The 22,648-nt window shown below is 62.9% G+C and carries 22 protein-coding genes; 11 read left to right on the plus strand and 11 right to left on the minus strand.

Annotated elements, in window-relative coordinates; all coding sequences use genetic code 11:
- The first annotated feature begins 49 nt into the window (after positions 1-49).
- Together ACRECS_RS07860 and ACRECS_RS07865 are read left to right on the plus strand one after the other, a co-directional pair.
- Positions 50-1,414: a CehA/McbA family metallohydrolase gene (locus tag ACRECS_RS07860; protein WP_431582408.1), complete on the plus strand. Its 1,365-nt coding sequence runs from the start codon at positions 50-52 to the stop codon at positions 1,412-1,414.
- A 71-nt stretch (positions 1,415-1,485) separates the two neighbouring features.
- A complete protein-coding gene (locus ACRECS_RS07865; protein ID WP_431582409.1) occupies positions 1,486-1,680 on the plus strand; it encodes a hypothetical protein in 195 nt (64 codons plus the stop codon).
- 127 nt (positions 1,681-1,807) lie between these two features.
- Here ACRECS_RS07865 and ACRECS_RS07870 read toward each other — a convergent pair whose 3' ends face one another.
- On the minus strand, positions 1,808-2,212 hold the full coding sequence (locus tag ACRECS_RS07870; RefSeq protein WP_431582410.1) for a hypothetical protein: 405 nt from the start codon (positions 2,210-2,212) through the stop codon (positions 1,808-1,810).
- Positions 2,213-2,224: 12 nt separating this feature from the next.
- Positions 2,225-3,631 carry a M20/M25/M40 family metallo-hydrolase gene (locus ACRECS_RS07875; RefSeq protein ID WP_431582411.1) on the minus strand — a complete coding sequence of 469 codons (1,407 nt, stop codon included), beginning with the start codon at positions 3,629-3,631 and terminating at the stop codon, positions 2,225-2,227.
- A 226-nt stretch (positions 3,632-3,857) separates the two neighbouring features.
- On the opposite strand from ACRECS_RS07875, the gene ettA reads away from it, so the two are divergent.
- On the plus strand, positions 3,858-5,537 hold the full coding sequence (gene ettA / locus ACRECS_RS07880; protein WP_431582412.1) for an energy-dependent translational throttle protein EttA: 1,680 nt from the start codon (positions 3,858-3,860) through the stop codon (positions 5,535-5,537).
- A 55-nt stretch (positions 5,538-5,592) separates the two neighbouring features.
- Here ettA and ACRECS_RS07885 read toward each other — a convergent pair whose 3' ends face one another.
- The 6 genes from ACRECS_RS07885 to ACRECS_RS07910 form a co-directional block, all read right to left on the minus strand.
- A complete protein-coding gene (locus ACRECS_RS07885) occupies positions 5,593-7,260 on the minus strand; it encodes a M28 family metallopeptidase (protein WP_431582413.1) in 1,668 nt (555 codons plus the stop codon).
- A gap of 10 nt (positions 7,261-7,270) precedes the next feature.
- Complete coding sequence (locus ACRECS_RS07890; RefSeq protein WP_431582414.1) at positions 7,271-7,999, minus strand: NYN domain-containing protein; 729 nt, start codon at positions 7,997-7,999, stop codon at positions 7,271-7,273.
- 50 nt (positions 8,000-8,049) lie between these two features.
- Complete coding sequence (locus ACRECS_RS07895) at positions 8,050-8,328, minus strand: acylphosphatase (RefSeq protein ID WP_431582415.1); 279 nt, start codon at positions 8,326-8,328, stop codon at positions 8,050-8,052.
- Between the two features lie 133 nt (positions 8,329-8,461).
- Positions 8,462-8,842, minus strand: a complete 381-nt coding sequence (locus ACRECS_RS07900; RefSeq protein WP_431582416.1) for a DoxX family protein — start codon at positions 8,840-8,842, stop codon at positions 8,462-8,464.
- 53 nt (positions 8,843-8,895) lie between these two features.
- Complete coding sequence (gene greB, locus ACRECS_RS07905) at positions 8,896-9,399, minus strand: transcription elongation factor GreB (RefSeq protein WP_431582417.1); 504 nt, start codon at positions 9,397-9,399, stop codon at positions 8,896-8,898.
- Positions 9,400-9,404: 5 nt separating this feature from the next.
- Positions 9,405-11,396 carry a lytic transglycosylase domain-containing protein gene (locus ACRECS_RS07910; protein ID WP_431582418.1) on the minus strand — a complete coding sequence of 664 codons (1,992 nt, stop codon included), beginning with the start codon at positions 11,394-11,396 and terminating at the stop codon, positions 9,405-9,407.
- Between the two features lie 87 nt (positions 11,397-11,483).
- On the opposite strand from ACRECS_RS07910, the gene dapA reads away from it, so the two are divergent.
- The 6 genes from dapA (at position 11,484) to ACRECS_RS07940 (ending at position 18,461) form a co-directional block, all read left to right on the plus strand.
- A complete protein-coding gene (dapA, locus tag ACRECS_RS07915) occupies positions 11,484-12,362 on the plus strand; it encodes a 4-hydroxy-tetrahydrodipicolinate synthase (protein WP_431582419.1) in 879 nt (292 codons plus the stop codon).
- Positions 12,363-12,442: 80 nt separating this feature from the next.
- Complete coding sequence (smpB, locus tag ACRECS_RS07920) at positions 12,443-12,925, plus strand: SsrA-binding protein SmpB (protein WP_431582420.1); 483 nt, start codon at positions 12,443-12,445, stop codon at positions 12,923-12,925.
- 43 nt (positions 12,926-12,968) lie between these two features.
- Positions 12,969-13,490: a DUF2062 domain-containing protein gene (locus tag ACRECS_RS07925; protein WP_431582484.1), complete on the plus strand. Its 522-nt coding sequence runs from the start codon at positions 12,969-12,971 to the stop codon at positions 13,488-13,490.
- Between the two features lie 58 nt (positions 13,491-13,548).
- The gene (locus ACRECS_RS07930; RefSeq protein ID WP_431582421.1) at positions 13,549-15,612 is read left to right on the plus strand and encodes a M13 family metallopeptidase; all 2,064 of its coding nucleotides are present in this window, start codon (positions 13,549-13,551) and stop codon (positions 15,610-15,612) included.
- Positions 15,613-15,655: 43 nt separating this feature from the next.
- A complete protein-coding gene (locus ACRECS_RS07935; protein ID WP_431582422.1) occupies positions 15,656-18,070 on the plus strand; it encodes a response regulator in 2,415 nt (804 codons plus the stop codon).
- A 37-nt stretch (positions 18,071-18,107) separates the two neighbouring features.
- Entirely contained in the window at positions 18,108-18,461 is a 354-nt protein-coding gene (locus ACRECS_RS07940) for a response regulator (RefSeq protein ID WP_431582423.1), read from the plus strand.
- Between the two features lie 23 nt (positions 18,462-18,484).
- Here ACRECS_RS07940 and ACRECS_RS07945 read toward each other — a convergent pair whose 3' ends face one another.
- On the minus strand, positions 18,485-19,375 hold the full coding sequence (locus ACRECS_RS07945) for an alpha/beta fold hydrolase (protein WP_431582424.1): 891 nt from the start codon (positions 19,373-19,375) through the stop codon (positions 18,485-18,487).
- 178 nt (positions 19,376-19,553) lie between these two features.
- Here ACRECS_RS07945 and recA point away from each other — a divergent pair, with 178 nt between their 5' ends.
- Together recA and ACRECS_RS07955 are read left to right on the plus strand one after the other, a co-directional pair.
- Positions 19,554-20,648: a recombinase RecA gene (gene recA / locus ACRECS_RS07950; protein WP_034159557.1), complete on the plus strand. Its 1,095-nt coding sequence runs from the start codon at positions 19,554-19,556 to the stop codon at positions 20,646-20,648.
- Between the two features lie 222 nt (positions 20,649-20,870).
- The gene (locus ACRECS_RS07955; RefSeq protein WP_431582425.1) at positions 20,871-21,509 is read left to right on the plus strand and encodes a glutathione S-transferase family protein; all 639 of its coding nucleotides are present in this window, start codon (positions 20,871-20,873) and stop codon (positions 21,507-21,509) included.
- Between the two features lie 18 nt (positions 21,510-21,527).
- Here ACRECS_RS07955 and ACRECS_RS07960 read toward each other — a convergent pair whose 3' ends face one another.
- Both ACRECS_RS07960 and ACRECS_RS07965 read right to left on the minus strand, forming a co-directional pair.
- Positions 21,528-21,773 carry a hypothetical protein gene (locus ACRECS_RS07960; protein WP_431582426.1) on the minus strand — a complete coding sequence of 82 codons (246 nt, stop codon included), beginning with the start codon at positions 21,771-21,773 and terminating at the stop codon, positions 21,528-21,530.
- Positions 21,774-21,866: 93 nt separating this feature from the next.
- On the minus strand, positions 21,867-22,418 hold the full coding sequence (locus ACRECS_RS07965; protein WP_431582427.1) for a hypothetical protein: 552 nt from the start codon (positions 22,416-22,418) through the stop codon (positions 21,867-21,869).
- Positions 22,419-22,648 lie beyond the last annotated feature (230 nt).

A 22,648-nucleotide genomic window follows, 5' to 3' on the forward strand; every position in this document is an offset into this window, starting at 1 on the left:
CGCGGCTGCCGAATCGGCGCCAGCCGCCGATTTTCGCGTTGAGGGAGTCGTGACCGAGGCGGATCACCAGCATTATAGGGACGTGCCGTTCGACGTACCGACGGGCGTCGAACGGGTCACCGTGATCCTGTCTTATGACAAAACCAACAAGACGGTCATCGATATGGGCGTGCGGGACCCTGCAGTCTTCCGTGGATGGAGTGGAGGAACGCGCGACCGCTTTACGATCAGCCCGAGCGACGCATCTCCCGGTTATCTTGCGGGGGTCATTCCCGCCGGCCGTTGGCGTGTTATCCTTGGCGTACCCAATGCCCGGGGGGGGAGCCGCAGCACCTATACCGTCAGCGTCTTCTTCGACCGCGGCAAGGCGCGCAGGGCAAGTGCTGCGATTGCCGACCCGCCATTGAAGGACGCGCCCGGTTGGTACCGCGGCGACCTGCACATGCATGACGCCAATAGCGATGGCAGCTGCCTCAGCCAGTCGGGCAAGCGGGTACCTTGTCCCTTGTTCCGTACCGTCGAGGCGGCGGCGAAGGCGGGACTCGATTTCGTCGCTGTCACTGATCACAATACGGTCGCCCATTTCGGGGGCTTGCGCGAGCTCCAGCCCTGGTTCGACCGGCTGTTGTTGATCCCCGGCGTGGAGGTCACCACCTTTAGCGGTCACGCCAATATTTTCGCGCCATCACATTTCGTGGACTTCCGGGTTGGCGGCAAGGATGTGCCGAATGTTGGGGCGCTGGAGCGCAAGGTCGCCGAGGCTGGCGCGATCATGTCGATCAATCATCCCGCGCTGCCCTCGGGCGAGCTGTGCATGGGATGCGGCTGGACATGGCCGGCGACCGACTATGCCGGTGTCACCGCGATCGAAGCAGTCAACGGCGCCATGGCGGAAGGCCCTTTGGCAGGGGTCGGCTTCTGGTATGCCCGGCTCAACGAAGGGCATCGCCTGACCGGCATTGGCGGCAGTGACAATCACGATCCCGATGCGCCACCCGGCAAGGCGCCGATCGGCCGGCCGACCACCGTCGTGCATGCCGAGGCGTTATCTACGCCCGCGATCCTGGCGGGTATTCGTGCCGGGAACGTGTTTATCGACGTCGAGGGGAGTCATGACCGGCTCCTCGAACTGCAGGCCGTTTCCGGCACTATCAATGCCGTGATGGGTCAGACCTTGCCGCTGAGCGGGGCGCTCGAGCTCAAGGTGCATGTTGTCGGCATGTCCGGGGGCAACATCCAGGTAATCTCCAACGGGAGCCCCTTGGAGCCGTTACAGGCGCCGGTGACGATGGCCGATCAATGGAGTTCGTTCACGCTGGATCGAGCCTCGGCCTGTGGCTGGATCAGCGCAACCGTGTTGACGGGCAGTCATCCGAAGTTGATCGGGAATCCGATCTATATTCGATGTGCCTGATGCGATGATGATTGCGCTGCGATCGTGAATATTGTCTTCGCCGTCCGGTAAACCTGCAGGCGAGACTCATCATGCGCACCATTTCCGACGATGTCGCGGTCAGGCTCTATCATCTGGGCGACGACGGCGCCGCTGTGACGCTGCTGTACGGGGCGCTGAGCGAAGCCTTGGCGCTTGCCGCGGCGCAGCCTGACGACGTGCAGGACGGGCTGTTCCTGCAAACCAGCGATGATGTCGTGAGCTATCTGGATTATATCGAGGGATAGGAGCAACTGGTTGTGCCTGAAGCCGCGCGATAGCTTTCTATCGTTTTGCCAGGCGCAACAAAAAGGGCGCCCCCGAGGGGACGCCCTGTCTGCTCAAACCGATCGGGCCGAAGCCCGACCGAGCTGATTACATGTTGTCGACCTTGGCGTCCGCGGCTTCGCGAACGTTGTCGGCTGCTGCGTTCAGGTTGTCAGCAACGTTGCCGGCGTTCTCGGTGATCGCGTCGGCAGTGTTCGAAGCAGCTGCTTCGAGGTTGTCAGCGCCCATTTCGAGGTTGTCGGCAACCATCTCAGCGTTGTTTTCAACGGCTGCGGCTTCCGGCGACTTGGTGCAGGCTGCCACGGACATCAGGCCGGCGGCGGCGAGAACAAAGGCGATTTTCTTCATGCGGTTGCTCCCAAGCATAGCAATATTCGCGGCCAGCCCGAATGCTGTCACGAAGCTTGAGCAAATAGCGGCGAATATCGCACCGTCAATCGCAATTTGATCACGATCCTGCCTTAATTCAGCTTGCCGCAAGGTTCTGGTCACTCGGTTCGTCGCTTATTTCGGGGTTACCGCCCCAATTTCCTCAGGTGCGTTGGCGATCACGGCGAGCATCGTGGTCCAGGCTGCCACATTCTGGCTGAGCTGCGCCGGGTCGATCCGATCCAGCGTATCCTCGGGCGTGTGATGATAATCGAAATAGCGCTGCCCCGACTGATTCAGGTCGATTGCGGCGACTCCGGCCTTCATCATCGGTCCTACATCGGCGCCGTCTCCGGCTAGTTCCTTGCCGCGCACGATGCCGAGCGGCGCAAGCGCCGCGGCGAGCCGGTCGCCTGCCGCCTTCGCACTGTCCGGCAAATTGGTTTCGACTCGCCAGACTCGATCGGCGCCGAAATCCGATTCGGCGGCGGCGGCATGGCGTTCTTTGCCATGCGCCTCGGCATAGGCGCGTCCGCCAAAACCGCCGACTTCTTCCGACCCGAACCACACCACGCGAATCGTCCGGCGCGGCTTGGGGCCGGTGAGAAAATATTTCGCGGCAGCCGCGGTGATCGCGATCCCCGCGCCATCATCGATCGCGCCGGTGCCCAGATCCCAGCTGTCGAGATGGCCGCCGATCAGCACCACGCCGGCCGCCGGGTCTGAACCCGGCACTTCCGCGACGACATTGCCCGATTCCTGCGTGCCGATCTGGCGTGGCGTCAGCACGAGCTTAAGCATGATCGGCTTGCCGCGCGCGACCATGCGCGAGAGATTGTCGGCATCCGCGGTCGATAGTGCCGCCGATGGAATCGGCGTGACGCCGGCGGCGAAATTGGTGAGGCCTGCATGCGGGCCGCGGCCATGATCGGAGCCGATCGAGCGGATGACGATCGCTGCCGCGCCCTTGGTCGCGGCGATGTTCGGCCCGGCAAAGCGTGCGAGACCGAACGTGCCGTAGGACGATCCGTCCTGAGTCGCGACCATCGCGTTCGAAACAAAGGCGATCTTGCCCTTCAGACTGCCTTCCGGCGCGGCCTGGAGATCCTGGACGCTGGGGAAATAGACGATCTCCGCGGTCAGCCCTTCCGGTGGAGTCGCGCTGGAATTGCCGAGCGCCGTGAGGCGCAGTTTCTGCGGGAAGGGCGAGATCACTTCGGCAGTTTCTTCGCCGCGCACCCAGACCGGCATCTGATAGGGTTCGATCCGGACATTCTTGAAGCCCAGCGCCTTCAGCTTCGCCAGGCTCCAGGTCCGCGCCCGCGCTTCGGCCTCGGTGCCGGCGAGACGCGGCCCGACCTCGGTCGTGATCCCTTCGATGATATTGTACGCCACTTCATCCTTCAGCGCAGTATCGCGCAGCTTTGCCACATCGGCGGCGACCGATGCAGCGGCCGCGGTGGTCGGGCGGGTCTGGGACAGAACCGGGGTGGTCAGGGTGGTGGCGGCGAGTGCGGCGATCAGGGCTGTGGTGCGCGACATAGGATCTCCATTTGCCTCGAGCCTGTCGGCTCGCAAGACGAGCGTCGCTCAACGGCCTTTTCGTGATGGCCAGCGGCTTAGAGCCAAGGGCGGGGGTTCCACAAGCGCAGGACGCACTGAATTTGCGGCGGGCGACGTTTGCCAACCGCGTCAACGCCCACTACATGCGCCCCGACCTTTTCGAACATCCATTTCGAACATTCAATCTCGCGGAGCACGACCCCCGATGGCCGTCCAGTATAGCTATGTGATGAAGGGTCTGACCAAGACCTTCCCCGGTGCCGCCAAGCCGGTGCTCAACAATATCCACCTGCAGTTCCTCCCGACCGCGAAGATCGCGATCATCGGGCCGAACGGATCGGGCAAGTCGACCCTGATGAAGATCATGGGCGGCATCGACCCCGATTTCACCGGCGAGGCCTGGGCCGCCGAAGGGATCAAGGTCGGCTACTTGCCGCAGGAGCCGCAACTCGACCCGACCAAGACGGTGATCGAAAATGTGAAAATGGGCGCTGGTCCCGTCGCGCAGATGGTCGAGCGCTTCAATGCGATCACCGCCGAGATGGGCGATCCGACCGATACGACCGATTTCGACGCGCTGATGAACGAAATGGGCGAGCTGCAGGAAAAGATCGACGCGGTGGATGGTTGGGCGCTCGACAGCCAGCTCGAACAAGCGATGGAAGCACTGCGCTGCCCGCCGAGCGATTCGCCGGTGACCAACTTGTCTGGCGGTGAGAAGCGCCGCGTCGCGCTGTGCAAGCTGCTGCTCGAAAAGCCCGATATCCTGCTGCTCGACGAACCGACCAACCATCTCGATGCCGAAAGCGTCGCCTGGCTGGAGAATTTCCTCAAGGAATATGTCGGCAACGTCATCCTCGTGACCCATGACCGCTACTTCCTCGATAACGTCGTTAACTGGGTGCTCGAGCTCGATCGCGGACGCTACTACACCTACGAGTCCAACTATTCCGGCTATCTCGAAAAGAAGGCCAAGCGGCTCGAACAGGAGGAGCGCGAGGAGCAGGGCAAGCAGAAGGCGATCCAGGACGAACTGGCCTGGATCCGCCAGACGCCCAAGGCGCGCCAGACCAAGTCCAAGGCGCGTATCCGCGCGTTCGACGAACTGGTCGCCGCGCAGGAGAATCGCACCGTCGGCAAGGCCGCGATCTTGATCCAGATGCCCGAGCGCCTCGGCGGCCGGGTGATCGAGGCCAAGGGCCTGACCAAGGCCTATGGCGACAAGCTGCTGTTCGAGAATCTCGACTTTAATCTGCCGCCTGGCGGCATTGTAGGCGTGATTGGTCCGAACGGCGCGGGCAAGTCGACCCTGTTCAAGCTGATCACCGGCCAGGAACAGCCCGATGGCGGCGAGATCGAGGTCGGCCAGACGGTCAAGCTCGGCTATGTCGATCAGAGCCGCGATGACCTGACCCCGACCAAGACCGTATGGGAAGAAGTTTCCGGCGGTTCGGACGTGTTCCGCTTCGGCAAGCAGGAGATCGGCACGCGGGCTTATGTCGGCGCGTTCAACTTCAAAGGCCAGGATCAGCAGAAGAAGGTCGGCCAGCTGTCAGGCGGTGAGCGCAACCGCGTCCATCTCGCCAAGATGCTGAAGGAGGGCGGCAACGTCCTGCTGCTCGACGAACCGACTAACGATCTCGACGTCGAAACGCTGCGTGCGCTCGAAGAGGCGCTGGAGAGTTTCGCCGGCTGCGCCGTGGTCATCAGCCATGACCGCTTCTTCCTCGATCGCCTTGCCACTCACATCCTCGCGTTCGAGGGTGACAGCCATGTCGAATGGTTCGAGGGCAATTTCGAGAGCTATGAGGAGGACAAGCGCCGCCGCCTGGGCGATGCGGCCGACCGCCCGACGCGCCTCGCTTACAAGAAGCTCACGCGCTGATGGCGTGAAGGGCCCCGGCCGATGATCAGTCGGTCGGGGCCATGGCCAGAGGCGCTTAGCGGCGCTCGGTAGCCGTTTTCGCCCGGATCGCTTCGAATTCGGAGCCCTTGCTCCACGCCGGCCAACTGCGTGAATTGGCGAGCAAACCGCCGATTGTCTGGAACAGCGCCACATCCGCCACCGCGCCGCGCAGATCCCAGCCGGAGGACCAAGCGTCGCAGGTCTTGTGGTAACAGGTCATATAGTCGTCGAGCCATTTCTGACCGGCCGCACGACCACCCGCTTTCAGGTCTGAAGCACCGCCCAGCGCCATCAGCAGGAGCGACGGCACGCCCCGGCGAACGACTGAGAAATGATCGGCGCGGTAGAATAGGCCACGTTCCGAAAAGGTCTCCGGCGTGATGACGCGATCCTGCGCTTTCGCGGCGGCCGTGAGGTCGGTGTCGAGCGAAGAATTGCCTGCGCCGACCAGAATCACATCGCTCGCTGGACCAGCGGTTTGCAGGATATCCAGGGTCAGGTTCGCTGCCGTCTTGCTGAGTGGACGAAGCGGATGGGTGGCGTAATATTCCGAACCGAGCAGGCCGCGTTCTTCACCCGTCCACAGTGCGAAGACCATGGTCCGGTCGGCACGCGGTGCTGCCTTGAACACGCGCGCCAGTTCGAGCACGCCGGCCACGCCGAGCCCATCATCGTTCGCGCCGGGGCGGATCGTCTTGCCCTGCGCATCGGCCGGCCCTGCGCCATAAGCGTCCCAGTGCGCTGCAAACATGATGCTTTCGTCTGGGCGCGTCCGGCCAGGTAGAGCGGCGAGAACATTCGCGCTTTCGATCCGCTCGACATTGACTGGCAGGGCGGCGTTGAAGCTCAGCCCCTTGAATTCTACTGGCCGAAAGCCGGCCGAACGCGCCTGGATGCGCAACGCGGCAAGATCGAGCCCGGCGGCCGTGAAGATGCGAGTCGCAGTATCATGTTCGATCCAACCTTGCAGCGGAACGCGTGGATCGTCGGCAGAGCGTACGATATCGAAATTCTCGCCGTTCGACGCCGCTACGGTGCTCCAGCCATACCCGGCGCCCCCGGTATCATGGACGATTAGTGCGGCGACGGCGCCACGCCGCGCCGCCTCCTCGAACTTGTAGGTCCAGCGGCCGTAATAGGTCATGCGTCGCCCGCCAAACCGGCCGACTGCATCTTCGCCGGCGACCGCCTCGAAATCGGGATCGTTGACCAGGAAAATCGCGACTTTCCCCTTCAGGTCCAGACCCTTGAAGTCGTCCCAGCCGGCTTCCGGCGCGCTGACTCCATAACCGACGAACACCAGCGGCGCCGTGGCGATGTCGATGTGCGGCGCATCGCGCACTGTGGTCAGGTTGATCTGAGTAGACTGGGTAAGCGAGATGGGTTGGCCACTGGCGACCGTCAGCGAGACCGATCCGCCGGTGCCGATCCGGGTGTGGATCAAGGGAACAGCCTGGGTCCAGCCGCCTCTGTCGCCGCCCGGCTCAAGCCCCATCGCCTTGAAACGCGCGATCAGGAAATCAATCGTCTTGCGCTCTCCGGCCGTCCCCGGAGCACGCCCGTCATATTCATCCGATGCGAGTGTCTTGACGATGTCCGACAGCCGCGCGGGATCGACCGTGGCACGCGGTGGTGCTGCATCCCGGGCCAATGCCGGGGCCGCAAGCAAAAGGGCTCCGGTGGCGATAATCAGTCCGCGCAAGGCGACCTCCTTATTTCTTCAGTTTGACGAACGCCCCGCCATCACGGCGATCGACGATGAAGCCGGGTACTGCCTCGAACATGTCCGACAGCCGGCCATAGCCGTAGTTGCGGACGTCGAAACTCGACCGGTTGCTGGCGCGCAGGCCCACTTCGCTCAATGAGGCGAACCCATCTGTGTCGCGTTTCGATGCGTTATAGGCGTCAATCAGCATGCTCACCACGTCAGGCTCGATCCCGTCGCGCACCTTGCCCGATGCTGCAGTGACCGGGAGAGGGGGGGCTGGCTCCTTGCGGGCGATCAACTCCGCCACGTCGATGAAACGGTTGCAGGCCGCGCGAAAGCCCTCGGGTGTGGTCGCGCGGCCAAAGCCGTAAACCTTCAGCCCGTCCTGACGAATACGCGTCACCAGCGGCATGAAATCGCTGTCCGACGACATGATACCGAACCCGGTCACGCGGCCGCTGGCGAGCAGATCCATCGCGTCGATCGTCATTTTCATGTCGGTCGCGTTCTTGCCCTTGGTCAGGTCGAATTGCTGTTGCGGCTCGAGTGCGTAACGCAGCGCGACCGCCTCCCAGCCTTTCAGGGCAGGCTTGTTCCAATTGCCGTAGATGCGCCGGACATTAACGGTGCCGAGATCAGCGAGTGCGGTCAGCACCGGGTCGATCGCTGCGGGTGAGGCATTGTCCGCGTCGATCAGCAGCGCAACATTGCCGGTGGGAAGAGTATCGGTCATCGCGCCATCCTGCACTGGGTAAGCGATGGCGTCACCCTGCGTTTGTTGTTTCAGGCAGTAAATCGCTTGGTGAAGCCCTTGGGCGCCCGTTCCGTGTCGGGGCGTGCCTCAAGGCTGTCGATCCGTGCAAGCTCCGGGCCCTGGCGACAGGCATCGAGGAACGCCGTGACGTCATCCGCTTCGCCGATCACCAGCATCTCGACCCGACCGTCGCGCAGGTTACGGACCCAGCCGGTCACGCCGTTGTCATGCGCCTTGCGCACGATCCAGTCGCGAAAGCCGATATGCTGAACCTTGCCGCTGATGAAGACACGCTGCGTCGACGCCATTGCACCCCCCATCTGACAGCGAGCAACCGTGAGGATCGCCGCTGCGACAGGCTAGCACAGCGTAAACGCGTTGGAGCACAAGCCGCCGGGAATCCGTCGTATTCTCGGCAGCCTTGGTCGTGCTGCGACGTTCTCAGGCGCGGTTGCGGGCCGCGTCGACGCTCCAGGCACCGGCGCCGGCTGCCGCGAGATACAGGAAGATGAAGCAATAGAGGATCGCTGCTTCACCGCCATTGGCTGATGGATAAAAGCCCTTCGGTGCGTGGGCAATGAAATAGGCTACCGCCATCATGCCCGACAGGATGAATGCGACCGGGCGGGTGAACAGGCCGATGATGATCAGCGCGCCACCGACAAGCTCCAGCGTGCCCGCGGCATACAGCACCGGATTGAGCGGCATCGGGAAGGGCGGGATGTTGAAGAATTTCGACACGCCGTGGTGCAGGAAGGTGATGCCGGCAACGATGCGGAGCAAGGCGAGCAATCTGGGCGACCAGGTGGCTGGGATCGGCATGACGGATATCCTCTTGTTTCGATACCGCATCGTTTCACGCACCCGTCGGCGGGTCAATCGATCGCGCTGAAACGCTCGGTTGCCGGATAGGCGATCGCGATGACCTCATACTCCTTCTCGCCGCTAGGCAGAATCACGCGACGCACATCGCCGACCGCCGCACCGCGGAGCGCACGGGCAAGCGGAGCCCCCCACCCGATCCTGCCCGATCCGGTTTCGGTCTCGTCATCGCCGACGATGGTCAGGACGCGTTCGGCATCGTCCTCATCGGCGATGGTGACGGTTGCGCCGAAAAAGACCCGGTTGCGATCGGGTTGTGCTGCCGGGTCGATCACCTTGGCCGCTTTCATCCGCCGGGCGAGCCAGCCGAGCCGCCGGTCGATTTCGCGCAGCCTTTTGCGGCCATAGATATAGTCGCCATTTTCCGACCGGTCGCCATTGCCGGCGGCCCAGGAAATGACATCGACCAGCTTGGGCCGTTCCTCACCGAGCAGCTGGCGATATTCGGCGCTGAGCGCGGCATAGCCGGCGGGCGTGATGTAGTTGGGCTGGTCCATGGGCGTCAGCCCGGGCGCTGCTTGCCCAGATACCAGCTGATCCGGTTCGCGCCGGACGAGCGTGACCGCGCCGGGTTCATCAGGTCATAGACGACCGCATTTTCCAGCACGCGCTGCACATAATTGCGCGTTTCCTGGATCGGTATCGCTTCGATCCAATCGACCATGTCGACCCCGCCGCCACGGGGATCGCCATTGGCGCGGAGCCATTTGTTAACATTACCCGGCCCGGCGTTGTACGCCGCGACGGCCAGCGGATAGCTGCCGTAGTTATTGTAGATGCGCTGGAAATAGGTCGATCCAAGCTGGATATTGTAATCGGTGTCGGTGGTCAGCGCGCCGGCGTCATAGGACAGGCCCATCTTCCCCGCCGTCTCGCGCGCCGTGCCGGGCATCAACTGCATCAGCCCGCGGGCGCCGGCATGACTGATCGCAGCACGGTCGAACTGGCTTTCTTGCCGGGCGATCGCGTGGATCATCGTCCAGTTGCTGGCCTGAGTCTCCGGCACGCGCACATTGGGGAAGGCGACCGTAGTGTAATCGGTGAAGCCGTTTTGCAGCGCGCTGCGACCGACCATCACGCCGAGATCGGGCCGGCCGAGCGTGCGCGACAATTCGGTCGCCAGGATGTGATCGCTGTCGGTCTTCGCGTCGATCGCGATCTGGCGCACGAACGCGGTCTGATCCTCCCAGCGCCCGACCGTGCCGAGATATTGCGCGGCACGCACCGTCTCCCGCGCATAGAAAGCGTTGCTCACCGCATCAGTCACCTGGCGTGGCGCGGTACTGGCCGGCGGCGTCATCGGCCAGCCAAGGCGTTCAATCGCCAGCTGGCCATAAAACAGGTCGCGATAGCCAGCGGCCCGGGTGAAGAAGGCATTGGCGTCCGCCGTGCGCCCGGCCGCCTCGGCGGCGCGGCCAGCCCAGTAATAGCCCTTGGACTGCGACTGCGGCGTCAGCGATCCCAGGGCATAGCGTTCGTACATGCCGATTGCATCGGCCGGCTTGTAGAGCTTCTTGAGCGCAGTCTGCCCCGCCAGCCATACCAGGCTGGTGTAATCGTCACGCTCGCCGAGCGGTGTGCGGCTGACATCGGTGCCGGCCGGATAGGCGTCATCGACCTTGCTCGCGATGTCATAGGCAGTCTGATACTGGCTGTCGTTCGCCGCGCCGCGCGCATTGGTCAGCAGCACCTCGAACCATTTCTCGACATCGCCGGGCCGGCTGGTCAGCGAGCGCGGCCGTGCCAGCCAGGATCGTGCGCTTGGCCCGGCATTATTGTTGCGCAACCAGATCGCGCGGTCGGCGATATAGCCGGGATCATTGGCGCCCGCCGACTGGGTCGCAGCGGAGAGGTCCGACGCATTGGCGGCATTGGTGCGGAACGCGAGGCGCGCCTCGTACAGCCCACGCTTGCCCGGGCTGACCAATGCCATCTGGCGCTGCGCCGATTGCGTCGCACTCTGCCACAACAACTCGTCCATGCGGGCATCATGATCCTCGGGGCGGAGCGCTCCGGAGAAGCCCGAGATCAGCTTCGCTTCGTCAGTGACGGACAGCGGGCCCGACACCCATGCCTTGCGCGCCGCGAACAGGGCTTCGTCGCGCGCACCGGTCAGCGCGAGCGCTTCGGCGAACCGCGTCTTGCCGGTTCCGGTCAGCGGTGGATGGCGGCGGAAAAAGGCGACCGCGGTCGCGGGCGACCAGTTGCCGGTTTCCATCGAGCGTTCGGCGGTACGGCGAAGTGCATTTTCCCCGGGCCAGCCGGGATGCGCGATCAGAAAGCGGGCATAACTATCGAACGGGTAACTGCTCGATTGACGCAGCGAATTCCATTCACTGATCGCCGCGGCCATTGCGTTGCTCTGGGGCGTCTGCCCCTGAAGCAATTGCTGCGCGCGGCCCCAGCCGAGCTGTTCCTGCGGTACGCCTGACGCGACGGCAAGTCCGGATACGCCGGCAAAAAACACTGCCGATTTGAAGACCGATGCTATCATGTGGACAGAATAGGCGATCGGTCCCTATTTGTCCCCCACAAATCACGAAAAAGTGGGGATTCGTCGCCCCGCGGGAGCAAATCAACCATGTTTTCGGGATCGATCCCGGCGCTCGTCACGCTGTTCGAGGCGGACGGCTCCTTTGCGGAAAAAGCCTATCGCAATTTCGTCGAGTGGCAGATCGCGGAGGGCTCTGCCGGGCTGGTGCCGTGCGGCACGACCGGCGAGGCCGCGACGCTGAGCGCGGAAGAGCATTTCCATGTCGTGCGCATTTGCGTCGATCAGGCGAAGGGCAGGGTGCCGATCCTGGCGGGGGCGGGATCCAATGACACGCGCGTGGCAATCGCCAATGTGAAGGCAGCGAAGGAAGCGGGTGCCGATGCAGCGCTGATGGTGCCGCCCTATTATAATCGCCCGAGCCAGGAAGGGATATTCCGGCATTTCGAAGCCGTGGCGAAGGAAACGCCGCTGCCGATCGTCCTGTACAATGTCCCGGGCCGTACCGTGACCGATATTCAGCCGGCGACGATGGCGCGGATCGTTCAGGCATTTCCGGATATCTTCATCGGCGTGAAGGACGCGACCGGTTCACTCGGCCGCGTCACCGAACAGCGCGCCGGCTGCGGAGCGTCGTTTGTCCAATTGTCCGGCAATGATGAGACCGCTTTGGCCTTCAATGCGATGGGCGGAGTCGGCTGCATCTCGGTCACCGCGAATATCGCGCCACGGCTCTGCGCCGATTTCCAGGCGGCATGGGCGGCCGGTGATGTTGCCGGCGCGCTGGCATTGCACGACCGGCTATATGCGCTGCACGTCTCGATGTTTACCGATGCGTCACCGGGGCCGGTGAAATACGCGCTGGGCAAGCTGCGGCCGGAATGGCCGGTGGCGTTACGTCTGCCGATGACCTGGCCGAATGAAGCGAGTCAGCGGGCGGTGGATGCGGCGCTGAGCGCGGCGCTCTGAATAGTTGCCGTTTGTATTGGGCGTGAAGTTATTCGCTGCGCTTCCAATCTGCGGCGCTCGCGCCTACATGCCCACCTCCCATGGCACGTCCCAAACCCGCTACCTTCGAAAAGACCAAGATCGTCGCCGAGAACCGGCGCGCCAAGTTCGATTATGCGATCGAGACGGTCTACGAAGCAGGTATCGCGCTGACCGGCACTGAGGTGAAGAGCCTGCGGACCGGCCAGGGGTCGATCGCGGAGAGCTATGCCGAGGTCGATGACGGCCAGGTCTGGCTGATCAATTCCAATGTGCCGGAATTTTCCCACGGCAATCGTTTCAACCATGAGCCGAAACGCCCCCGTAAATTGCTCCTTCATGAGCGCGAGATAAACAAGATGCACGGGGCGGTGGCGCGCGAGGGCATGACGCTCGTGCCGCTGTCGATCTATTTCAATTCGTCGGGCAAGGCGAAGGTGGAGCTGGCGTTGGCGAAGGGTAAAAAGGCGCATGACAAGCGCGAGACGATCAAGGAGCGCGACTGGAAGCGCGAGCAGGGAAGATTGATGCGTGATCGTGGCTGAGCAGGGGGTGTTCGCCAAGTTCGTCGCATGGTGCCGCCGCAACATGCCGACGCGCGAAAGCATGGAGAGCAACCGCTTTCTCAAGCCCGTCGCGCACCGCGTGCTGCGGCCCGAGCTATGGCGCTTCACCCGCCGGTCGGTACCGCGCGGCGTCGCGCTCGGCATGGTAACCGGCATCCTTGCGCCAGTCGCACAGGTGCCATTGTCGGCCGTCCTTGCGCTGCCGTTCCGCGCCAATATTCCGGCGGCGGCACTGACCACTTTCATCACCAATCCATTCACCACGCCGCCACTTTGGGTTGCCGCCTATTGGATCGGGCGCTGGGTGTTGCGGCTGGACTCGCACGTGCCGGGAAGCCCGATCGCCGACACGGTTGCGGCCAATGCGAGTTGGCTGAGCTGGATTATGTCCGAAGCCGCGCCAGCGACGATCGTCGGGTTGTTCGTGATCACGATTGTTTTTGCCGTTGTCGGCTATTTTGGCAGCGCACTCGGCTGGCGGCTGTGGATAGCCCGCAAATGGCGCAATCGCCGCCGGTCCAACCTCCTCGAACCGGCAAATTGACGCGGCGTATTGTTTGACTAGAACACGGCATCCTCCTCCTGTCCCCAGGGATGCCAGCATGTCCAGATCGCCGCTCACAGCCTTGTTTTTGTCTGTCTCCATTTTTGCCACCTGCACCGCCAGCGCGCCGGTGGCCGGGCCCGGCACGACGGCGGAAGCGGCGCCAACACCAACGGCGGCAAAACCGGCGCTCGGCAGCTTTGGCTTCGATGAAACCGGCATGGACCGCAGCGTTAGGCCGGGCGACGATTTCTACGGCTTTGCCAACGGCAGATGGGCGGCGAACACTCCGATCCCGGCGGACAAGGCCAATTATGGCGCGTTCGACCTATTGCAGGATCTGTCGCGCGATCGCACCAAGGGCATTCTCGAAGCCGAGGCGGCCAAGCCGGGATCGAAGATCGGCGCTGCTTATGCCGCCTATCTCGACCAAGCCGCGATCGAGGCGAAAGGGCTGGCCCCGATCAAGCCCTGGCTCGACCGGATCAAGGCGTTGAAATTCAGTACGGGCTATGCCGCGCTGGTGGCCGAGGCCGATCGCAACGGCGTCGGTGTGCCGTTCAGCGCCGGGGTCTCGCAGGATCAGAAGGATCCGGAGCATTATGTGCTGCAGATGCGTCAGGGCGGCCTGGGTCTGCCGGATCGCGATTTCTATATCGACGCCAACGACGCGAAACTGGTTGCGGCGAAGGCGGCCTATCAGACGCATATCGCCAGGATGTTCACGCTGGCCGGCGAATCCAATGCGGATGCGCGCGCCAAGGCGATCGTCAATTTCGAAACCGGCATCGCCCGGATCAGCTGGACTCGTGCCGAAAGCCGCGACGCCAACAAGACCTATAACAAGATGACAGTCGCGGATCTCGCCAAGGCTGCGCCGGGCTTCGATTTCGTGACCTATTTCAAGGGTATCGGTATTCCTGCCGCGACAGTGGTCGTCGGCCAGCCAAGTGCCATCACCGGTACGGCGAAGCTGATTGGCGAGACACCGGTGAGCGTGCTCAAGGACCAATTGCTGATCCGCTCGCTCGACGGTTTCGCGAGCGTGCTTCCGGCGGCCTTCGACAAGGAATCCTTTGCGATGTACAGCACCGTGCTGTCGGGCACGCCCGAACAGCCGGCGCGATGGAAGCGCGGAGTCGATTACACCAGCGGCATACTGACCGACGATGTCAGCAAGCTTTATGTCGCGCGGTATTTCCCGCCGGAAACCAAGGCGGCTGCCGATGCACTGGTCAAGAACATCATCGCAGCGATGAATGTGCGGATCGACAAGCTCGACTGGATGGCGCCGGAAACCAAGGTGAAGGCGCACGCCAAGCTGGCCGCTTTCACGCCGCGCATCGGTTATCCCGACAAATGGCGCGATTATGCCGCGTTGCGCATCGTTGCCGGCGACGCGTTCGGCAACACGCTGCGCGCCAATCAATGGGCGCATCAGTATAATGTCGAGAAGCTCGGCAAGCCGATCTATCGTTGGGAATGGGGACTGGCACCGATGACGGTCAACGCCCAGGCCAACCCGACTTTGGTCGCCATCACTTTCCCGGCGGCGATTCTGCAGCCGCCCTTTTTCGATCCCAATGCCGACCCCGCGATCAACTATGGCGGCATCGGCGCAGTCATCGGTCATGAGATGAGCCATCATTTCGACGATCAGGGATCCAAGTACGACCTGAAGGGTCAGCTTACCGACTGGTGGACACCCAAGGACGTCGAAAGCTTCAAGAAGCTGACCGGCAATCTCGTCGCGCAGTATGAGGCTTATGAGCCGCTGCCCGGCCGCAAGGTCAACGGCACGCTCACCCTGGGCGAGAACACCGCTGACCTAGCCGGTCTGAGCGCGGCGTTCGATGCCTATCATGCGTCGCTCGGCGGCAAGCCCGCGCCGGTGATCGACGGCTTTACCGGCGACCAGCGTTTCTATCTCGGCTGGGCGCAGGTCTGGCGGCGCAGCTACCGCGAGGCGGACTTGATCCAGCGGCTCAAGACCGATCCACACGCCCCGTCGCAACAGCGGGCCTGGATCGTGCGTAATCTTGATCCCTGGTACGGCGCATTCGTGCCCAAGGCGGGCGAAAAGCTGTATCTGACGCCGGAACAGCGCGTGCGGATCTGGTAATCGGCTTGACGCGACTCCGAGCGCGGCCAAAGAGGGGCGGACGATGGCCAGTCTTCCCACCTCTCCCGCTGCTTCATTCGGTCCCGCACGCACCGCGGCGCTGATTGCGGGCGGGTGCGGCGCGGCATCCGCCCTGATTATTCTCGGGCTGGTCGGCAGCCTTGCGATCGCGAGTGCCTTCCTTGCTACCGGCCTGGTTATCGCAGGTGGCCTTGTCGCCGCACGGCGCTTGTTCCCCCCGGCCCGGCCCGGTGAGGTCGAGGCCGATTGGACCGTCGCGCGTACGCTTGCCGCTAGCAGTGCCGATGCCATTGCGATCACCGACCGCGCCGGTCGCCTGGTCTGCGCCAATGACCGCTATGAAACATTGTTCGCCGGATTTCCGACTCCGCCCGGCCTGCCGGTCGACGATGCGGGCATCGACCGCCTCAGCGCGGCTGGGCGCGCTGCGTGGCGTGATGGCGAAGCAGGAGTCGACCGTTTGCTCGCCCGGGGCACGCCGCTCATGGCGCATGTCGAGCGGGCGGGGCGCGACGAGGATTTGCTGGTGTGGCGCTTCCGTGGCGCCGAGGGACTCGATCTCGCCTCTTCGGTTGAGGGAATGATCGGTGGCGGCACCGGCGACCGCCTCGCAGCGGCCGGTATCATGACTGCGTTGATCGGTCCCGATGGTCGTATCCGCGCCGCTAACCGCGTGTTTCGCGCTCGCGCCATGGGGCATGAGGAGGGCGCGATCACGGGGCGCGACTTCGCGCGCTTCTTGATCACCGACAGCCACGGGCTGGTGCGGTTCGAACGTGAGGGACTGACCGGCACCCCCTTGCGCGTCCTGCAGATCCCCTTCCTCGAGGGCGAGGACGCACCGATGCTGATCGCCTTGCTCGATGATGAAGGTGGTGGTGAAACCCCGGCGATCGGTGCCAGTGCCTCGGCGCATGTGCGCAGCCTGGTCAGCCTGATGCCGTTCGGCATGGCGCTGGTCGATCGTGATGGCCGTTTCATCCAGATGAACGATGCCTTTGCGCGTGCCGCTCTGGTCGATGCCGCCGCTCCACCGCTCTATCCCGGCGACTTGCTGGTGCGCGAGGACAAGGGCGTGGTCGCAGACGCGATCCGCCGCTTCGCCAATGGTGCGACTCATTCGACCGATCTTGCGGTTCGGCTGAAGGATCATCCCGATGAGCCGGTTGCGCTGTCGATCGCCGGCGCCCGCGGGCTGGGCGATGCTGCCGTATTGCTTAGCCTGAAGGACAATGGCGAGGAGACCCGCCTCAAGCGCGAGGTCGCACAGGCAACCAAGATGCAGGCAGTCGGTCAGCTCGCCGGGGGCGTCGCGCATGATTTCAACAATATCCTGACCGCGATCATCGGGCATTGTGACCTGATGCTGATGCGCCACACGCCGGGCGACAGCGATTATGACGATATCCAGCAGATTCGCGCGAATTCGAACCGCGCCGCCAGTCTGACCCGGCAGCTTCTCGCCTTTTCACGCCAGCAGACCTTGCGGCCGCAAGTACTGCAATTGCCCGACGTCATTTCCGAGGTGTCGAACCTGCTCAAGCGGCTGCTGGGGGAAACGGTGGCGCTTACCGTCAAGCATGGCCGCAATCTCGGCCCGGTGCGCGCCGATCCTGGCCAACTCGAACAGGTGGTCGTCAATCTCGCGGTCAATGCGCGCGACGCGATGCTCGCACGCGATCCGCGCGGTGGCGGCACGCTGTCGATCCAGACAAAATCGGTTTCCATCGCCGATGTACGCAAGATGGGATCCGATATCCTGCCGATCGCCGATTACATCGCGCTTGAGATCGCCGATACCGGCAGCGGTATCCCCGCCGATATCCTGCCCAAGATTTTCGAACCTTTCTTCACCACCAAGGAAGTGGGGAAGGGGACCGGACTCGGCCTGTCGACCGTCTATGGCATCGTCAAACAGTCGGGTGGCTATATTTTCGCCGATAACAACAAGGCCGGTCCCGGGGCGATCTTCACCATCTATTTGCCCGTGCATACCGCAAGTGGCGTCATCGAGGCTCCCGCACCGGCTACGGTCCGTGCCGCGCCGAAGGAGAAGCCAGCCGACCTCTGGGGCACGGGGACAATCCTGCTGGTCGAGGATGAGGACATGGTCCGCGCCGTCGCCGAACGCGCGCTCAGTCGTCAGGGCTATACCGTTCTCACCGCCGAACATGGTGAAGCCGCACTTGAGGTGCTCGCGCGCAGCGAGAAGCCCGATCTGCTCATCTCCGACGTGATGATGCCATTGATGGACGGTCCGACCATGGTTCGCCAGGTTCGTCAGCGCTATCCCGATCTGCCGATCCTGTTCATGTCGGGCTATGCCGAGGAGACGTTGCGCAAGTCGATCGACCTCGACAATGTTCAATTTCTCGCGAAACCCTTTTCGGTTCAGCAGCTTGCCGAGGCAGCTCGTAGCGTTTTGATGCCGAAATGACTTGGCGGCGCGAACGGTGTTTGGCTAAGGCCGCGGGATGAGTTCGCCACAGAATATCCTCATTGTGGAGGATGAACCCCTGATTGCGCTGATGCTCGAGGATTTTCTCGATGTGCTCGGCAAGAAGTTGGCCGGCAGCGCGGATAATATCGCCGACGCGCTGAAACTTATCGATGCAGGCGGAATCGATGCCGCGATCCTCGATGTAAATCTGCGCGGTGGTGAAAAGAGCTTTCCGATCGCGGATGCGCTGGCCCGCAACAATATTCCCTTCGTGTTCGCAAGCGGTGGGCTCGCCGAAAGCATCAGCGAGCAGCACCGTGATCGCGCCACGCTGGCCAAACCCTTCACGATGGACGGCGTGGCCAAAGCACTGGATGCGTTAGGCTGATCCGGGGGATTGATCCGGGAGGATCAGTCGCGAAAGAAATTTCGCAGGGCCGTTGCGGTCTCATCGGGCGCTTCCTCCGCAAAGAAATGCCCGGCCGATATCGGTTTGCCACAGACGTCCTGGCTCCAGCCGCGCCATAGGTCGAGCGGGCCGCCGTCATCGGCATACCAGTGCGCCAGGCCGCCGCGCGCGCTCCACAGAACCAATGTCGGACATGCGATGCGGCGCCCGGCTTCCTGGTCGGCGGCGTCATGCTCGCGATCGATTGTCGCTGCGGCGCGATATTCTTCACAGATCGCATGGATATGGGCGGGATCGCGTAGCGCGTCCGTATAGGCTGCGATAATTTCAGGGGGGAAGGCTGCGCTGTCCGAACCCCATTGGCTGACTGCATCGGCGATCACCGCATCGGGAGCACCGGCAATCAGCCGTTCGGGCAACGGCTCGGGTTGGGCGAGCAGCGACCATGGCCAGAAGGCCAGGGCAAGGCGTGCATCGGCGCGATCCCAGGCCATTGCTGTGGGCACCACATCGAGGACCGCGAGACGGGTGATGCGATCGGGGTGGTCGAGCGCAAGGCGATAGGCCACCCGGCCACCGCGATCATGGCCAGCCACCGCGAAACGATCATGACCCAGCGACGCCATCAGTCGCATCATGTCCTGCGCCATCGCGCGCTTCGCATAAGGCGCATGATCGTCGCTCGATGCCGGACAGCCGCTTTGCCCATATCCGCGCAGGTCAGCGCAAATCACCGTGAAGTGACGTGCGAGCGTTGGCGCGACGTCGCGCCACATGAGATGCGTTTGGGGAAAACCATGCAGCAACAGCAGCGGTGGTCCCGAGCCGCTCACGCGGGCAAAGATGTGAGTTTCGCCAGTATCGACCTCCATTGTGGAGAAGGCGTCGGACATGACTATTCCCCTGCTGACCGGGTGGATTGCCGGTTTAACGTCCATGTCGGGGAAGGGGCGCCATGGTTTCTGTGAAAAAAGTTCATGTTCCGCTCTTGTTCTATGAGAACAAACGCGATACATGAATCCAACACGCATTGAATGCGTGGCGGTATAGGTCTAGCGGCGGAGGCTCCCAATGGCGGCGAATTTGAAGGTCATCGACAGCAAAATGGCAGTTTCCAACGATAAGGCGGCCACTGAGCGCCAAAAGGCGCTCGACGCCGCACTCGCACAGATCGATCGTGCCTTCGGCAAGGGATCGGCGATGAAGCTCGGCTCCAAGGAGACGATGCAGGTCGAAGTCATCTCGACCGGCTCGCTCGGGCTCGACATCGCGCTCGGCGTCGGGGGCTTGCCGCGCGGCCGCGTGATCGAGATTTACGGTCCGGAAAGCTCGGGTAAAACCACGCTCGCGCTGCATGTCATCGCCGAAGCGCAAAAAGGCGGCGGTACCGCGGCATTCGTCGATGCCGAACACGCACTCGACCCGGTTTATGCCAAGAAGCTCGGCGTCAATATCGACGAGCTGATCGTGTCGCAGCCGGATACCGGCGAGCAGGCACTCGAGATCGTCGATACACTGGTCCGCTCCAACGCGATCGACGTGCTGGTGATCGATTCGGTCGCAGCACTCGTGCCGCGCGCCGAAATCGAGGGGGAGATGGGCGATAGCCATGTCGGCCTGCAAGCGCGCCTGATGTCGCAATCGCTGCGCAAGCTGACCGGATCGATCAGCCGCTCGCGCTGCATGGTGATCTTCATCAACCAGCTGCGCATGAAGATCGGCGTGATGTACGGCAACCCGGAGACGACGACGGGCGGCAATGCGCTGAAATTCTATGCCAGTGTCCGGCTCGACATTCGCCGCACCGGCCAGATCAAGGATCGCGAAGAGATCATCGGCAACACCACGCGGGTGAAGGTGGTCAAGAACAAGGTCGCGCCACCCTTCAAGCAGGTCGAATTCGATATCATGTACGGCCAGGGCGTGTCGAAGATCGGCGAGATTCTCGATCTCGGCGTCAAGGCCGGGCTGGTCGAAAAATCGGGGGCCTGGTTCTCCTATGACAGCGTCCGCATTGGTCAGGGCCGGGAGAATTCGAAGACCTTCCTCAAGGAAAACCCGGAAATGTGCGACCGTCTCGAAAAGGCGATCCGCACCCGCACCGACAAGGTTGCCGAGGAAATGATGGCTGGCCCCGAGCCGGAGGATGACGGCGAAGAGATGTGAGATCTTCCTCTCCCGACGGGGAGAGGGATGGTGTCACGATCGCGCCAGTTTCAAGTCGGCGTCTTGCGCGTCGCAAACACATGGGAAGGCCCGCCTGTCATGGCGGGCCTTTCGCGTTTCCCGACGTTTTCGAGTGACGATTGTCGCGCGAAGAACGTGGCTGCCCGCTCGACATCATCTCCCGAGCCGCTAGCGTGCGGGCAAAGCAGGAGAGGGACTGCCATGACCATCATCGTCCATCATCTCGAAAACTCGCGCTCGCAGCGTATCCTGTGGATGCTCGAAGAGCTTGGGCTGCCTTATGAGATCAAACGCTATGAACGGAACAAGGCGACGATGCTTGCGCCGCCCGAGCTCAAGCGCATTCACCCGCTCGGCAAGTCGCCGGTGATCGAGGATAAGGATGTAGACGGCGGACGCGTGATCGCCGAAACCGGCGCGATCGCCGAATATCTCGTCGAGAAGGCCGACGGCAAACTTGGCCCGCTGGCGCACCGCGATTCGGTGCTGCGCTATCGCCAGTTCCTGCATTATGCCGAGGGCTCGATGATGCCGCCGCTGCTGCTGAAACTGGTCCTCGCGCGCATTCCCCTGTTCGGCAAGAAGGCGATGAAGCGGATCCAGCCGATGATCGATGTGCATCTCGACTATGTCGAAGCCGAACTTGCCGGCCGTCCCTGGTTTGCCGGCGACGAGATGACCGCGGCCGATATCATGATGAGCTTCCCGCTTGAAGCCGCACGCAGCCGTGGCGGCCTCGATGCCTCGCGCCCGGCAACCATCGCCTGGCTCGACAAAATCCATACTCGCCCGGCGTACCAGACCGCGCTGGAGAAGGGCGGTCCCTACGCTTATGCCTGACCGATAACGGTCCGGACGTCAGATCAGCGGGATGCCGACTGCGCCGTTGACCAGGTCCCGCACGGCGCACAGGATCGCGTTGATCGCCTCCTGCACAAGCTGCATGGTCAACGCGGTCATCGCGACGATCACACTGACGGCCGCGTTGACCTGCATCTGGAACAGGAGCTTGATCGCCTCGGGCTTGAAGCCGTTATCGGGCTCGGCCAGGGCTTCGATCTGGATCGCGATTTTCTTGAGTTCGGGGATCGCATAGGTCTGCATTTGAGCCCAGATACCCCGGCAAGGCCTTTTCCGGCATCGACCATCTTGTCCGTCAGCGTTCCGACATCGATCCCCATCACCCGTTCCTCTGGATTATCGCGCCCGCTTGGCAATTTCGACGGTGATCGCCGCGCGGAGCTGCGCGCCGACGCCGCCATCGATGAACTGGCCATGCGCCATTGGCGGCAGGCCTGCATCGCCTTGAATCTGGTGCACCTTGGCCATGTTGCCATAGCCGTCCTGGATCAGTCGCAGCAGCACGACCTGGCAATCGTCCCTGGGCAAGGTGCCGATCGTACCGCGCACATCCTCAGGAATGCGCGCCAACGCGAAGGCGCGCGACACCAGTGCGCTGGAGGGGCAGTCGTTGAGCACGCGGTGTGCCTCGGCGCGGACGACCAGCGCGCCGACTTTCGCCGTGGCGGCCTCGTAGAAATCGCTGTTTTTCGCATAGCTGCCCTCGGGCGTGCCGCGCAGCGAGATCATCCGATCAACAAACGCCGTCGTATCGCTGTAAAGCGTCGTCAGGCCGTTATCGATCTGCTCGTCATAAGGCGGGACCAGCATGATCGGTGCGCAGCCGTTGAGCAACGCGACCGCGATCAGCCCGGTCAGAACCAATTGCAGCCGCTGCCAGATCATCACCGATCGCCCCATCGCCCATCCCCAGTTCGGTGTCGTTGTTTCATGTACGAAACAACTGGTCCAGCAGAAAGCAGCGACTGGAACGGGTCGGTTCGCTTTGTCGTCACAAGAGCGTCGAGCGCAACAACAGGCGGCCCAGGTCATGCAAAGGCTTTGCACTTACAGCCTTGCGGCAATCCCGTTTTCGACACTGAGAAAGAGCATGCCGGTATCAGCCGGGCAGGGATGAC

The sequence above is a fragment of the Sphingomonas sp. genome (genome assembly GCF_050725575.1).
GTDB lineage: Bacteria > Pseudomonadota > Alphaproteobacteria > Sphingomonadales > Sphingomonadaceae > Sphingomonas.

Bases quoted from the DNA above. Each gene is read 5' to 3' on its own strand.
- ACRECS_RS07865 (WP_431582409.1), top strand. From the start codon at position 1,486: ATGCGCACCATTTCCGACGATGTCGCGGTCAGGCTCTATCATCTGGGC.
- ACRECS_RS07875 (WP_431582411.1), bottom strand. From the start codon at position 3,631: ATGTCGCGCACCACAGCCCTGATCGCCGCACTCGCCGCCACCACCCTG.
- ettA (WP_431582412.1), top strand. From the start codon at position 3,858: ATGGCCGTCCAGTATAGCTATGTGATGAAGGGTCTGACCAAGACCTTC.
- ACRECS_RS07890 (WP_431582414.1), bottom strand. From the start codon at position 7,999: ATGACCGATACTCTTCCCACCGGCAATGTTGCGCTGCTGATCGACGCG.
- ACRECS_RS07895 (WP_431582415.1), bottom strand. From the start codon at position 8,328: ATGGCGTCGACGCAGCGTGTCTTCATCAGCGGCAAGGTTCAGCATATC.
- ACRECS_RS07900 (WP_431582416.1), bottom strand. From the start codon at position 8,842: ATGCCGATCCCAGCCACCTGGTCGCCCAGATTGCTCGCCTTGCTCCGC.
- greB (WP_431582417.1), bottom strand. From the start codon at position 9,399: ATGGACCAGCCCAACTACATCACGCCCGCCGGCTATGCCGCGCTCAGC.
- ACRECS_RS07910 (WP_431582418.1), bottom strand. From the start codon at position 11,396: ATGATAGCATCGGTCTTCAAATCGGCAGTGTTTTTTGCCGGCGTATCC.
- dapA (WP_431582419.1), top strand. From the start codon at position 11,484: ATGTTTTCGGGATCGATCCCGGCGCTCGTCACGCTGTTCGAGGCGGAC.
- smpB (WP_431582420.1), top strand. From the start codon at position 12,443: ATGGCACGTCCCAAACCCGCTACCTTCGAAAAGACCAAGATCGTCGCC.
- ACRECS_RS07925 (WP_431582484.1), top strand. From the start codon at position 12,969: ATGCCGACGCGCGAAAGCATGGAGAGCAACCGCTTTCTCAAGCCCGTC.
- ACRECS_RS07930 (WP_431582421.1), top strand. From the start codon at position 13,549: ATGTCCAGATCGCCGCTCACAGCCTTGTTTTTGTCTGTCTCCATTTTT.
- ACRECS_RS07935 (WP_431582422.1), top strand. From the start codon at position 15,656: ATGGCCAGTCTTCCCACCTCTCCCGCTGCTTCATTCGGTCCCGCACGC.
- ACRECS_RS07940 (WP_431582423.1), top strand. From the start codon at position 18,108: ATGAGTTCGCCACAGAATATCCTCATTGTGGAGGATGAACCCCTGATT.
- ACRECS_RS07945 (WP_431582424.1), bottom strand. From the start codon at position 19,375: ATGTCCGACGCCTTCTCCACAATGGAGGTCGATACTGGCGAAACTCAC.
- recA (WP_034159557.1), top strand. From the start codon at position 19,554: ATGGCGGCGAATTTGAAGGTCATCGACAGCAAAATGGCAGTTTCCAAC.
- ACRECS_RS07955 (WP_431582425.1), top strand. From the start codon at position 20,871: ATGACCATCATCGTCCATCATCTCGAAAACTCGCGCTCGCAGCGTATC.
- ACRECS_RS07960 (WP_431582426.1), bottom strand. From the start codon at position 21,773: ATGCAGACCTATGCGATCCCCGAACTCAAGAAAATCGCGATCCAGATC.